This is a genomic window from Stutzerimonas stutzeri (genome assembly GCF_002890895.1).
Classification (GTDB): Bacteria; Pseudomonadota; Gammaproteobacteria; order Pseudomonadales; family Pseudomonadaceae; genus Stutzerimonas; species Stutzerimonas stutzeri_AB.
Genome location: NZ_POUL01000014.1, coordinates 44,742 through 58,187, shown reverse-complemented (window position 1 = coordinate 58,187; position 13,446 = coordinate 44,742). Strand labels below are relative to the sequence as shown.

9 protein-coding genes and 1 pseudogene are annotated in these 13,446 nt (G+C 63.3%); 5 read left to right on the top strand and 5 right to left on the bottom strand.

Annotated elements, in window-relative coordinates; genetic code table 11:
• Positions 1-5: 5 nt before the first annotated feature.
• Both ypfJ and CXK96_RS19635 read right to left on the bottom strand, forming a co-directional pair.
• Positions 6-866: a KPN_02809 family neutral zinc metallopeptidase gene (gene ypfJ / locus CXK96_RS19640; protein WP_102838108.1), complete on the bottom strand. Its 861-nt coding sequence runs from the start codon at positions 864-866 to the stop codon at positions 6-8.
• 89 nt (positions 867-955) lie between these two features.
• Positions 956-1,390, bottom strand: a complete 435-nt coding sequence (locus CXK96_RS19635; RefSeq protein WP_102838107.1) for a DUF411 domain-containing protein — start codon at positions 1,388-1,390, stop codon at positions 956-958.
• A gap of 173 nt (positions 1,391-1,563) precedes the next feature.
• On the opposite strand from CXK96_RS19635, the gene CXK96_RS19630 reads away from it, so the two are divergent.
• Entirely contained in the window at positions 1,564-2,103 is a 540-nt protein-coding gene (locus tag CXK96_RS19630; RefSeq protein WP_102838106.1) for a DUF4345 domain-containing protein, read from the top strand.
• 92 nt (positions 2,104-2,195) lie between these two features.
• Here CXK96_RS19630 and CXK96_RS19625 read toward each other — a convergent pair whose 3' ends face one another.
• The 3 genes and pseudogenes from CXK96_RS19625 to CXK96_RS19615 form a co-directional block, all read right to left on the bottom strand.
• Complete coding sequence (locus CXK96_RS19625) at positions 2,196-2,981, bottom strand: type IV pili methyl-accepting chemotaxis transducer N-terminal domain-containing protein (protein WP_102838105.1); 786 nt, start codon at positions 2,979-2,981, stop codon at positions 2,196-2,198.
• A gap of 173 nt (positions 2,982-3,154) precedes the next feature.
• Positions 3,155-3,763 carry a two-component system response regulator NarL gene (gene narL / locus CXK96_RS19620; protein WP_256061681.1) on the bottom strand — a complete coding sequence of 203 codons (609 nt, stop codon included), beginning with the start codon at positions 3,761-3,763 and terminating at the stop codon, positions 3,155-3,157.
• Positions 3,741-5,768: pseudogene (locus CXK96_RS19615) on the bottom strand (histidine kinase). Before CXK96_RS19615 ends, narL begins: the two are co-directional and overlap by 23 nt.
• Before the next feature lie 221 nt (positions 5,769-5,989).
• On the opposite strand from CXK96_RS19615, the gene CXK96_RS19610 reads away from it, so the two are divergent.
• The 4 genes from CXK96_RS19610 to CXK96_RS19595 all read left to right on the top strand — a co-directional run bounded on the left by CXK96_RS19610 (position 5,990) and on the right by CXK96_RS19595 (position 13,426).
• Positions 5,990-7,591 (top strand): NarK/NasA family nitrate transporter, encoded by a 1,602-nt coding sequence (locus CXK96_RS19610; protein ID WP_102838103.1) that lies wholly within the window; start codon positions 5,990-5,992, stop codon positions 7,589-7,591.
• Between the two features lie 15 nt (positions 7,592-7,606).
• Positions 7,607-8,065, top strand: coding sequence for a universal stress protein (locus CXK96_RS19605; RefSeq protein WP_045430483.1), 459 nt, complete (start codon positions 7,607-7,609; stop codon positions 8,063-8,065).
• A gap of 14 nt (positions 8,066-8,079) precedes the next feature.
• Positions 8,080-9,567 carry an MFS transporter gene (locus tag CXK96_RS19600; RefSeq protein WP_102838102.1) on the top strand — a complete coding sequence of 496 codons (1,488 nt, stop codon included), beginning with the start codon at positions 8,080-8,082 and terminating at the stop codon, positions 9,565-9,567.
• A gap of 103 nt (positions 9,568-9,670) precedes the next feature.
• Positions 9,671-13,426 carry a nitrate reductase subunit alpha gene (locus tag CXK96_RS19595; protein WP_102838101.1) on the top strand — a complete coding sequence of 1,252 codons (3,756 nt, stop codon included), beginning with the start codon at positions 9,671-9,673 and terminating at the stop codon, positions 13,424-13,426.
• Positions 13,427-13,446 lie beyond the last annotated feature (20 nt).

Genomic DNA, 13,446 nt, shown 5'->3' with positions numbered 1-13,446 from the left:
CCGAATTAAAGACGTTGGGTCTGGAAGGTATCGCAGCGTGTCGGGTCGCCACTGTCGAAGCCGATACGAAACCACCTCACCCGTTGCGCAGAGGTGCCATGGGTGAAGGCATCCGGAACGACCCGGCCCTGACTTTGCTGCTGCAAACGGTCGTCGCCGATGGCGTTCGCCGCGTTCAACGCTTCCTCAAGATCCCCTTCCTCGAGCCAGTCATGACGCTGCTGGGCGTGGTTGGCCCAGACCCCGGCAAAGCAATCCGCCTGCAGCTCCTGGCGAACCAGCAAGCCGTTGTCACCCTCCATACGCGCGCCGCGCTGACGGGCAGCCTGCATCTGTTGCGATACGCCCAGCAGCGTTTGCACATGGTGGCCGACCTCATGGGCGATCACGTAGGCCTGAGCGAAGTCGCCCGCGACCGAAAAGCGCGAGGCCATCTCATCGAAGAACTGCAGGTCGAGATACACCTGTTGGTCGCCCGGACAGTAGAAGGGGCCGACTGCCGAATTGGCGAAGCCACAGGCTGAGTTCACGCCACCACGAAAAAGCACCAGGGTAGGGTCTCGGTACTGCTGACCGGACTGCTGAAACAGAGCGCGCCAGGTGTCCTCGGTGTCGCCCAGGATTGACTGAACGAAAGCAACCTGCGGGTCGTCGCCGTTGGCCGGGGCGCTGGACTGCTGGGTTGGTGTAGGACCGGACTGATCAGCCAGCTGACCGAGGATCTGCATCGGATCCTGGCCGGACAACAAACCGATCACCACCACGATAGCGACGCCCGCCAGAGTCAGGCGCCCGCCACCGATGCCTCCGCTTCGGCCGCGAGCGTCCACCACATTGTCACTGCGACGAGCCTTTCTCCAGCGCATGCCTGAATCCTTCTGCCGGTTGCTGATTCTGGTCAGACCGGCCTCAGGGACTGCAAATTCAGCGACTCGTAGGCGTTTCGTCTGTTTCGTCAGTCTGCCGGGTACTCGGCCAGCACCGACTGCTCACCCTTGTTGCCCACGGCGATCACCTTGAATGCGTCTTTATGTTCGCCCATCTCCATACCGGGCGAGCCCATGGGCATGCCAGGCACCGCCGCACCGATCAGATTGGGTTGTGCTCGGAGCTTGAGGATGTCGGCAGCCGGGACGTGGCCCTCGACGAATTTTCCGTCGATCACGCCGGTATGGCAGGAACCCAGGCTATGGGGCACGCCGAGACGGGTCTTGACTGCGGCCATGTCGGTTTCGACGTGATCGTCGACCTCAAAGCCGTTGGCTTCCAGGTGCTCTATCCATGCCTTGCAGCAACCGCAATTGGCGTCGCGGTGCACCTCGATGGCAATGGGGTCGGCGGCCTGAGCGAGGCTGGCGAACAGAGCGGTGACGAGCAGTAAACGGCGCATGAAGATCACTCCGGCGTGAAAGTGCGCAGCATATCCGCATGCTCGTGGGCGCCCAAGCCGAGTCATGTGAGTGAATGTCACAGGAGGCGGACGCGGGGAGGGCGGCGAACCAAAACGGGGTGATCCGGTCGGATGTCCATCATGGTGCGGAGCCGCTGTCAGGAGAGTTTTCGATGCGTTTTGCCCGTTTCGTTCTGCTCGCGCAGGCGTTGGTGATGGCCTGCCTCAGTCTGGCCTACTGGCTGCGGCCTCACGAGATGGCCAATCTGAACGGCATGCTGTTGATGGAGACTGCATCGGTCAGCCATATGCGCGTCTACTACGGCGGCTTGCAGTTGGGGCTGGCGCTGTTCCTGATCTGGAGCGCGCGCGCACCGGAGCGAGCTCGCCCAGCCTTGATCATGCTGGTAATGACCATGGCCGCGCTGGTGCTGGGAAGGCTGGTGTCGCTCTGGGTGGACGGCGGTGAGCTGGTCGGCTTCGATCTGGCCTCGATGCTCTACCGCATACTGGCTGTAGTACTTGCTGGCCTCGCCTGGCGCGCCGTGCGCGAGCTTCCGGAGCCAGAGTCGGAGCGCGTCGAGCTTGCTACCCATCGGCTCGTCAGCGAGTCACCGATGCCATTCAAGTTGGGTGACACCCCACCGCACGCAGAGCCTGGTCCAGGTGAGCCTTCACCTCAGCCGTTCCGTCGCGGAGATCCTGTCGCCTGATCTGAGTTCGGGTGGCCCAGGTCTGTCAGGTATCCGCCTGACGATTTTCCGCTGCTCGGATTTGCCGGATGAGTCTCTTCAGCCTGATGCACTCATCGGCCGCTTCCGGCCAGGCGTTCGTAATCCAAGGTCAGTTGTTCAAGCTTGCGCAGCAGCGAGTCGCTGGTGGTGACGATCACGGTCGGCACGAAGCGTGAGTCCTCCGCCAAGGTGAAGCCGGCCCGGGCGAAACGCCATTGGGTATCGATCTTCTCGAGCTGACTAACGATTTGCGCGGTGTTCTGCGGCGCCGTTTTCAGCTCATTCAACCCCTGTTCGAACTCATTGACTGCAGCATCGAAATCGCTGCGCAAGCGCTGCTCTGGCAGCTTCCAGCTCATGGCCAGGTAAAGCATGGTGATGCGCTGACTGAGCATGCGTTGGCGCCCGCTGCGGTTTACCAGCCGGGCGGCCTGACTGCCGCTGTGACGCTCGATCTTTCCGACCAGCGCTTCGCTCTGGCTGAGGAAGCGGTCAGCCAGGCGCAGGAGTTCGGCGGATTGGCTGCGGTCCGGGCGGGTCAAAGCCAACTGACGATACTGGTGCCAGGTGTCAGTTGCTTCGTTCAATGCTTTGCGGATATCCCCGTCAGCGGCGTATTCATCGAGCCACTGAGCGTTCTCCTCGACGCTGGCAATGCTGTTGTCGAGCTGACTTGCGGCGAGGTCGACACGGGTGTCGGTGCCGATCATCAAATAGGTCTTGGCGATGCGTTGGCTGAGCATACGCTGCATGCCGGCGCGGTTGACTGCTTCTGCGTCCCTGATGCCGGCCTGACAGGGCAGGCTGCCGGACAGCAGACCGAGTAGCAGCGTGGTGATTAGCGAAATTTTAAACATGGAGCGCTCCTGACGTCCGGGCGGGCGCGATGCTGACCGATCGGTCAGTCGACGTGGGCGAGACGATAGAGCGCTGCGCGCTAACGGCATTGATGATTATCAAGGGCGCCGGAGCGCTGCTTCAGCCTGAGGCGTGGCGCACACAAACGCGGTGCAGAGCGGGCGCTTCTGGCTCAGCCTTTGGCCTCGTGCTCCAGGACCCAGACCGCCGCTTCCACCCGCGAACGCAGGCCCAGCTTGTGCAGCAGATTTTTAACGTGGACCTTGACCGTGCCTTCGGTAATACCGAGTTTGCGCGCGATCATCTTGTTGCTCTGGCCTTTGGCAATCTGGCGCAGGACCTCTTTCTCGCGCTTGGTCAGGCCGGAGAACGGCATCTGCCCGGTGGGCTTGGGCCGCACCCGGATCGCTTCGGCGAGCACCTGGGTCAGTTCAGGACTCAAGGCCATACGGCCGGTCGCCGCCAGGCGGATCTGTTCGATCAGCTGTTCGGCGTCCATGTCCTTGAGCAGATAGCCGTCAGCACCGTTGCGCAGGGCTTCGAGTACATGGCCCTGCTCATCGGAAACGGTAAACATCACGATGCGTGCGTCGATGTCCACGTCGCGCATGCGGCGGGTGGTTTCCAGCCCGTCGATACCCGGCATGTTGAGGTCCATCAGGATGAGGTCCGGCTCGGTCTGTTGCGCAAGCGCGATGGCGTCTTCGCCGTTGCCCGCCTCACCGACCACCTCAAGGTCATTTTCCAGTTCCAGCAGGTCACGCAGACCCCGACGCATCATGGGGTGGTCGTCGACCAGCAGGATTCGTGCAGTAGTCCCTTCGTTCATGCGTGACCCGTTCCTGTTTCAGGGGAGATGTGGCGGTAGGCGGGCGGGAACCGCAGGTATACCAAAGTGCCTCCCGCAGGGCGCCGACCGATGTTGATGGTGCCGTTGAGGCTGTTGGCTCGCTCGCGCAGGATGATCAGGCCATAGTGGCCGGCACGCTGCTCTTCAAGGCGGATGCCGATGCCGTCGTCCTCGATCTTGACGTGAATGGTGCCGACGCTGTCCTGGGTCAGGCTCAGCCAGCAGTGCTCCGCCTCGGCATGCTTGACCACGTTGCTAAGCGCTTCGCGGACGATCTGCAGGCAGTGCACTTCTTCGTTGGGCGTGAGCGGGCAGTGATCGAGTTGGTAGTCACTCTCGACCTGCAACCCCGAGTTGGCGCTGAACTCCTGAACCGTGGCGTAGAGCGCCGGTTTGAGCCCGGGTTCGTTGACCTTGATGCGAAACGTCGTGAGTAATTCGCGCAGCTGGCGATACGCTGAATTCAGCCCCTGCTCGATCTGCTGCACGCTGTCGTCCAGTTGTGCCTGGTCGCTCTGCTTCTGCATCAGCCGCTTGAGGCGTGCCAGTTGCAGTTTCTGCGCGGCTAGCGCCTGGGCCAGTGAATCGTGCAGCTCACGGGCAATCACCGCGCGCTCCTCCATCAAGGCCAGGCGCGCCTGTTTCTGGCCGAGTCTGGCCAGACTCAGCGATGCGGCGAAGAGATCGGCCAAGGTCGTCAGCGGTAGCGTTTGCCAGGGCCGCAGTGGCTCGCCTGTGCGACTGGCCACCCGCAGCGAGCCCAGCTCGTCCGGTCCTGAGCGCAGCTCGAACGTCAGCAGTTCTTCGCCAGTCGGCAGCCGGCCGGTCTGGTTCACCGGGCAGGCCTCGCACTGAGGCAGCTGGCAGTATTCCGGCGGCTGCAGATTGTGGGAGGTCATCGCCGTGTGGCTGCCCGCTTCGGCGGATCGGTTCAGGCACAGCGAAATCGGGCCGGTGTCGAGGATCTGCTGCACCTTGCTGAGTTGCGCGCCCATCATCTGGGTGGGGTCATCCGGCTTGCTGTAGAGCATCCGGGCACTGTCGAACAGCAGCTGCAGCGTGGCGTTGCTGCGAGTCAGGGCAGCGGTCTTGTCATCGACCTTCTGTTCCATGTCCGCGTAGAGGCCGGCCAATTCCTGGCTCATCTGGTTGAGCGTGCGGGCCAATAGGCTCAGCTCGGTATCGCCGGGAATCTGCACCTGGCCGCTGAAATCGCCCTTGCCGATATCGCGCGCCATCCGGGTCAGGCTGCGCAGCGGCGTGGCCAGGTTGTTGTGCAATCCGTAGATCAGCACAAAGGCGATCACCACGATGACGAACAGCGTACCGGCCTGCAGTGCGCGGATAACGCTGAGCTTGCCTTCCGAGGCCTCCTGCAGCGTGCGAACGAAGGTGTCCAGCTCGTTGACGAACGCTGGCGCCTCCCGACGGTACTCCTCCAGCCGCGCCGGTTGCGCATCGAGCAGGGAGCGCATGCCTTGCTCCCAGTGCTGCGACACCGCGGCGTGCAAAACCGGCAGACGGGTACCGTCGTGGCGGTGCAAGGCCGAGCGCAACGAAGGAGAACGCAACGTCTGCTGCAGGGTTTCAATGCGCTCATAGAGCAGGGCTTGCGAGCCGTGTTCGGCCGTGAAAGCCAGGCGGTAGGCCTGCATGCGCAGACTGCCAGCCTGATTGATCGCCTCGGCATCGCCTTCCAGGGCGTCCGCCAGGTAGAGGCTGGCAAGCATGCTGACCAGCGAGACACCGATGATCACCACGAAGGCCACCAGCGTATTGAACACGATCGAGTGACGGGTGGAGAGCGGCTCGCTTTCGGTTGAAGACATGTTCGGCTCGACGGTCAGGCGATGCCCCATTCTGCGCCTGGTCGGTTGCGCTGACCACGGGTGAGAGCGTACCTCCAATGCTTTTGAACCCTCCTCTGAGGCGCCACCGCTGGCCGGCGCCACTACCTAACCTGCTGATTCAATGACATTTTTATTGTTGAGATAGGGATACCTCGCAAGAGGTAGTTAGAGGGTGTGTGGCAAATCGCCATTCACCCTGTGTTGACCACAGTCAAATTCGGATCGATCCCCCCCGCTTAGCGTGCAAGCCATTCCTGAACCCGCTGCGTTTGCCGGCCGGGTGTCTTGGCGCCAAGAGGATCGACCAATGAGCAATATCGAAAAGTGGGACGTGGAGGACCAGATCTTCTGGGACACCACTGGCAAGCGGGTCGCCAATCGCAATCTGTGGATTTCCATTCCGAGCCTGCTGATGGGCTTCGCCATCTGGCTGATGTGGGGCATCGTCACGGTGCAGATGCTCAACCTGGGCTTTCCCTTCGCGCCCGCCGAGCTTTTCACCCTGACCGCCATCGCCGGCCTCACCGGCGCCACCTTGCGCATTCCAGCGTCGTTCATGATCCGCATCGCTGGCGGGCGCAACACCATCTTCCTGACCACTGCGCTGCTGATGATTCCTGCCGCCGGCGCGGGCATTGCCCTGCAGAGCCAGGACACGCCGCTGTGGGTCTTTCAGCTGCTGGCCTTCCTCTCCGGTATCGGTGGCGGCAACTTCGCCTGCTCGATGAGCAACATCAGCACCTTCTTCCCGAAGAACCAGCAGGGTTTGGCCCTGGGCCTCAACGCCGGCCTCGGTAACTTCGGTGTCACCACCATGCAGATCCTGATCCCTCTGGTGATGACTGCCGGTGTGTTCGGCTTTATCGCCGGCGACCCGATGACACTGGTCAAGGACAGCGGCACCTTGATCGGCGGCATTCCTGCCGGAACCGATACCTGGATTCAGAATGGCGGTTGGGTCTGGCTGCTGTTCCTGGTGCCGCTGGCTTTCGCCGGCTGGTTCGGCATGAACAACCTGCTGGTGATCTCGCCGACGCCGGGTTACCCGCTGAACGCCTTCGGCAAGATTCTTGGTCTCTACGCCGTGGCCTTTTTCGCCGCCGCCGTCGGCCTGTACCTCTACCTGCCTGCGCCGACTGGCCTCGGCGTGCTGAATATGTGGGGCGTGATGCTGCTGACCATCGGCGCGACGCTCGGCATGCTGCGCCTGCTGCCGGGCAGCATCAGCCCGAACATCAAGCGCCAGTTTGCGATCTTCCGCGACAAGCACACCTGGTCGATGAGCGTTCTCTACATCCTGACCTTCGGCTCGTTCATCGGCTTCTCCATGGCGCTGCCGCTGTCGATCACGGTGATCTTTGGGTTCATGAATGAGGTCGGCGCTGATGGCGTGGTGACCCGCGTCGCCAACCCCAACGCACCGAGTGCGCTGACCTACGCCTGGATCGGGCCGTTCATTGGCGCCCTGATCCGCCCGCTGGGCGGCTGGATTTCCGACAAGGTCGGCGGCTCCATCGTCACCCAGGTGATCTCGGTGGTCATGGTTGGCGCCTCGGTCGCGGCCGGCTACGTGATGCAGCAGGCCTACGGCTCGGCCCAGCCTGAAGAGTACTTCTTCCTGTTCCTGGTGCTGTTCCTGGTGCTGTTCGCCGCCAGCGGCATCGGCAACGGCTCGACCTTTCGCACCATTGGCGTCATCTACGACCGCGAGAAGGCCGGCCCGGTACTCGGCTGGACCTCCGCGGTCGCCGCCTACGGCTCCTTCGTCGCCCCGATTGTGATCGGCGAACAGGTCAAGGCGGGCACCCCGGAAGTGGCTATGTACGGCTTCGCGGTGTTCTACGCGCTGTGCCTGATCCTCAACTGGTGCTTCTACCTGCGCCCCAACGCCTACGTGAAGAACCCCTGAGTCCGGAGAGCCGCCATGAACATCATGCTTGCCTACGACAACTCGCGTAACGCCAGGAAAGCCCTGGACGCCACCCTCGAGATGTTCGGTCCGCTCAACCCCCTGATCATGCTGATCGGGGTGGTGGAAGACACCCGCGATACCAGCGATTCGGCGGCCGAGCTCTACGAGCGTGAACGCCGCGAATTTCAGGCCTTCCTGCAGGAGGCGGCGGCCAAGGTCAGTGCTTTCGGCCTGGACGTCGACGTGATGCTGGCCGAAGGGGACGCCCGCAAGATGATTCTCAAGGCCGCCGAGCACAAGAAGCCCGACCTGCTGGTCATCGCGCGGCATTCCAACGAACCGGACGGCGGCTTCATCTCCCGCTCGCTGAATCTGCTGGTCGACGAGCTCGACTACATGACCTTCGGCAGCGTCAGCGCCTTCCTGGCCCGCCGGGCGCCTTGCCCGGTCCTGATTCAAGCCTGCCCCTGAGTGAGGAGCTCAACATGAGAGTTTCTACGCTGTTCGAATGGAAGCGCCCCGAGATCCGGGCCCTGCACCTGACCTGGATTGCCTTCTACATCTGTTTCTTCGTCTGGTTCGGCATGGCGCCGCTGGCCTCCAGCATGCTGAAAAGCGTGAACTGGCTCACGCCCGAAGACCTCAAGCTGTTCGCCATCGCCAACGTGGCGCTGACCATCCCGGCGCGCATCCTGGTCGGCATGGCGCTCGACCACTGGGGGCCGCGCCGGGTGTTCTCGGTGCTGCTGGTGACGATGGCGGCGCCCGCGCTGTTCTTCGCCTTTGGTGACAGCCGCACCCAGCTGCTGGTGTCGCGGCTGATCCTCGGCTCCATCGGCGCCAGCTTCGTGGTTGGCATCCATATGACCGCCATGTGGTTCAAGCCAAAGGACATCGGTTTCGCCGAAGGCTTCTACGCCGGCTGGGGCAACTTCGGTTCAGCCGCTGCCGCCATGAGCCTGCCGGCCATCGCCATCCATGCCTTCGGTGGCCCGGAAGGCTGGCGCTGGGCGATCGCCAGCTCGGCGATCATCATGGCCGTCTACGGCGTGTACTACTGGTTCGCGCTCACCGACGGCCCGGTCGGCACCATCCACCGCAAGCCGCACAAGGCCAGCGCGCTGGAAGTCAGCACCTGGGCCGACATGATCAAGCTGATCGTCTGGACCATCCCTATGGTCGGCGTGCTGGGGATCCTGGTCTGGCGCATCGAGGGGCTGGGTTACCTGGGGGCGACCGGCGCGGCGATCTGCTACTCGGTGATCGCGCTGGTGGTGATCTTCCAGGTGGTGCAGATCCTGCGGGTCAACATACCGATCCTGAAGAAGGGTGTGCCGGAAGACGACAAGTACCCCTTCAACACCGTGGCCGCGCTGAACTCCACCTACTTCGCCAACTTTGGTGCGGAGCTGGCGGTGGTGTCGATGCTGCCGATGTTCTTCGAGCTGACCTGGGGCCTGACCCCGACCACGGCGGGCATCATTGCTGCCTCCTTCGCCTTCGTGAACCTGGTGGCGCGGCCCATGGGCGGGCTGGTCTCCGACCGCTTCGGCAACCGCCGCTTCGTCATGCTCGCCTACATGCTCGGCATCGCCGTCGGGTTCTTCCTGATGGGGCTGATGAACGCGTCCTGGCCGCTGATCGTCGCCGTCGCCATCACCGTGGCCTGCTCGATGTTCGTCCAGGGCGCCGAGGGCGCGACCTTCGGAATCATCCCCTCGATTAAGCGCCGGGTTACCGGGCAGATCTCCGGCATGGCCGGGGCCTACGGCAACGTTGGCGCCGTCTGCTACCTGACCCTCTACACCTTCGTGACCCCCTCGCAGTTCTTCATGGTGATTGCCGCCGGTGCGTTCGTCAGCTTCGGGCTCTGCCTGCTTTGGCTGAAGGAGCCCGAGGGTGCGTTCTCCGACGAGTACTACGTGTCCAGCGTGGACCGCGAACTGGAGGCCCGCCAGAAGCTTGCGTCCTGACGTTTCTACCCCTGATGCGCCGGTCCCAGAGATCGGCCAGCCGAGATTGATAAGCCGACCGGTCGGGCCCGTGGTTCGCAACCGGAGTGAGGAGAAATAACCAATGAGCCACTTGCTCGATCAACTGCGCTTCTTCAACAGGAAGCAAGGCGAGTTCGCCGACGGTCATGGCGAAACCCGCATCGAATCCCGCGACTGGGAGAACGTCTACCGCTCGCGCTGGCAGTACGACAAGATCGTGCGCTCCACCCATGGGGTGAACTGCACCGGTTCGTGCTCCTGGAAGATCTACGTGAAGAACGGCCTGATCACCTGGGAAACCCAGCAGACCGACTACCCACGCACCCGCAACGACCTGCCCAACCACGAGCCGCGCGGCTGCCCGCGCGGCGCCAGTTACAGCTGGTACATCTACAGCGCCAACCGCCTGAAATACCCCAAGGTGCGCAAACCGCTGCTCAAACTGTGGCGTGAGGCGCGGCGCAGCATGACCCCGGTCGACGCCTGGGCGAGCATCGTCGAGGACAAGGCCAAAGCTGAGTCCTACAAGAGCAAGCGCGGCATGGGCGGTTTCATCCGTTCCAGCTGGGAAGAGGTCAACGAGATCATCGCCGCCGCCAACGTCTATACCGTCAAGCAGTACGGCCCGGACCGCGTCATCGGCTTTTCGCCAATCCCGGCCATGTCGATGGTTTCCTACGCGGCCGGTAGCCGTTACCTGTCGCTGATCGGTGGTGTGTGCCTGAGCTTCTACGACTGGTACTGCGACCTGCCGCCCGCCTCGCCACAGGTGTGGGGCGAGCAGACCGACGTGCCGGAGTCGGCCGACTGGTACAACTCCAACTACATCATCGCCTGGGGCTCCAACGTCCCGCAGACCCGTACCCCGGACGCGCACTTCTTTACCGAAGTCCGTTACAAGGGCACCAAGACCGTCGCCATCACCCCGGACTACGCCGAAGTCGCCAAGCTCACCGACCTCTGGCTCAACCCCAAACAGGGCACCGATGCCGCCCTGGCCCAGGCGTTCGCCCACGTCATCTTCAAGGAATTCCACCTCGAAACGCCGAGCGCGTACTTCCGCGACTACGCCAAGCGCTACACCGACATGCCGGTGCTGGTGCGCCTGAACGAGAAGGACGGCAGCTACATCGCCGACCGTTTCCTGCGCGCCTCGGACCTCGCCGACAACCTCGGGCAGGACAACAACCCCGAGTGGAAGACCATCGCCGTCGACGGCAGCACCGGCGAGCTGGTCTCGCCGCTGGGCTCCATCGGCTACCGCTGGGGCGAGAAGGGCAAGTGGAACATCGAAGCCCGCGAAGGCAAGGACGGCCGCGACGTTGACCTCGCCCTGACCCAGATCGAGGGCGGCGAGACGGCCGAGGTCGCCTTCCCGTACTTCGGCGGCATCCTCCACGAGCACTTCCAGCACGCCGAAGGCGAAAGCATCCAGTTGCGCCGCGTGCCGGTGCGCAGCATCACCCTGGCCGACGGCAGCACCACCAAGGTCGCCACCGTGTTCGACCTGATGGCCGCCAACCTGGGGATCGACCGTGGTTTGGGGGGCGGCAATGTCGCCAAGAGCTACGACGATGCCAGCGTGCCGGGCACCCCGGCCTGGCAGGAAGTCATCACCGGTGTGGCGCGTGAGAAGGCGATCCAGATCGCCCGCGAATTTGCCGATAACGCCGACAAGACCCATGGCCGTTCCATGATCATCGTCGGTGCGGCGATGAACCACTGGTACCACATGGACATGAACTACCGCGGCCTGATCAACATGCTGATGTTGTGCGGCTGCGTCGGCCAGACCGGTGGCGGCTGGGCCCACTACGTCGGCCAGGAAAAACTGCGTCCGCAGTGCGGCTGGCTGCCGCTGGCGTTCGGCCTCGACTGGAGCCGTCCGCCGCGGCAGATGAACGGCACCAGCTTCTTCTACAACCACAGCTCGCAGTGGCGCCACGAGAAGATGAGCATTCACGAAGTGCTCTCGCCGCTGGCCGACAAATCGCAGTTCCCCGAGCACATGCTCGATTACAACATCCGTGCCGAACGCGCCGGCTGGCTGCCCAGCGCGCCGCAGCTCAACCGCAACCCGCTGCAGATCTGCCGTGATGCCGAAGCGGCCGGCCTGTCGCCGGTGGACTACGTCACCCAGTCGCTCAAGGACGGCTCGCTGCGCTTCTCCTGCGAGCAGCCGGACAGCCCGGAAAACTTCCCGCGCAACATGTTCATCTGGCGCTCCAACCTGCTGGGCAGCTCGGGCAAGGGCCACGAGTACATGCTCAAGTACCTGCTGGGCACCAAGAACGGCGTGATGAACGAGGACCTCGGCAAGCGCGACGGCTTCAAGCCGCTCGAAGCCGAATGGCAGGACGACGGCGCCATTGGCAAGCTCGACCTAGTCACCACCCTCGACTTCCGCATGTCCTCGACCTGCGTGTACTCCGACATCGTCCTGCCGACTGCGACCTGGTACGAGAAGGACGACATGAACACGTCGGACATGCACCCCTTCATCCACCCGCTGTCGGCTGCCATCGACCCGGCGTGGGAAGCGCGTTCGGACTGGGAGATCTACAAGGGCATCGCCAAGGCCTTCTCGAAGATGGCCGAAGGTCACCTGGGGGTGGAGAAGGATCTGGTCACCGTACCGCTGCTGCACGACAGCCCCGGCGAACTGGCTCAGCCGTTTGGCGGCACCGACTGGAAAACCGCTGGCGTCGATCCGCAGCCGGGCAAGAACTGTCCGAACATGGCAGTGGTCGAGCGCGACTATCCGGCCACCTACAAGAAATTCACCTCCCTCGGCCCGCTGCTCGACAAGCTCGGCAACGGCGGCAAGGGCATCAACTGGAACACCCAGGCTGAGGTCGATTTCCTCGGCGAGCTGAACTACAAGGTGCGCGACGAGGGCGTCAGCCAGGGGCGTCCGCAGATCGAGTCGGCCATCGACGCGGCCGAGGTCATCCTCAGTCTGGCGCCGGAAACCAACGGCCACGTGGCGGTGAAGGCCTGGGCCGCGCTGTCGGAATTCACCGGCCGCGACCACAGCCACCTGGCGCTGCCCAAGGAGCATGAGGCGATCCGCTTCCGTGACATCCAGGCGCAGCCGCGCAAGATCATCTCCAGCCCGACCTGGTCAGGCCTGGAAGACGAGCATGTGTCGTACAACGCCGGCTACACCAACGTCCACGAGTTCATCCCGTGGCGCACCATCACCGGCCGCCAGCAGTTCTTCCAGGATCACCCCTGGATGCAGGCCTTCGGTGAGCAGCTGATGAGCTACCGGCCGCCGATCAACACCCGCACCATCGATTACGTGAAGGGCAAGAAGAGCAACGGCCATACCGAGATCGTCCTCAACTGGATCACTCCGCACCAGAAGTGGGGCATCCACAGCACCTACTCGGACAACCTGATCATGCTCACCCTGAGCCGTGGCGGCCCGATCGTGTGGATGAGCGAAATCGACGCCAAGAAGGCCGGCATCGAGGACAACGACTGGATCGAGTGCTTCAACGCCAACGGCGCCCTGACGGCCCGTGCGGTGGTCAGCCAGCGCGTGATGGAAGGCATGGTGATGATGTACCACGCCCAGGAACGCATCGTGAACGTGCCCGGCAGCGAGACCACCAAGACCCGCGGCGGCCACCACAACTCGGTGACCCGCGTGGTGCTCAAGCCCACCCACATGATTGGTGGCTACGCCCAGCAGGCGTACGGCTTCAACTACTACGGCACCGTGGGTTGCAACCGCGACGAATTCGTCGTGGTACGCAAGATGGCCAAGGTCGACTGGCTCGACGGCCCGAACGGCAATGACCTGCCGCAACCCCTGCCGCAAGACATCTGAGGAATAGGCCATGAAGATTC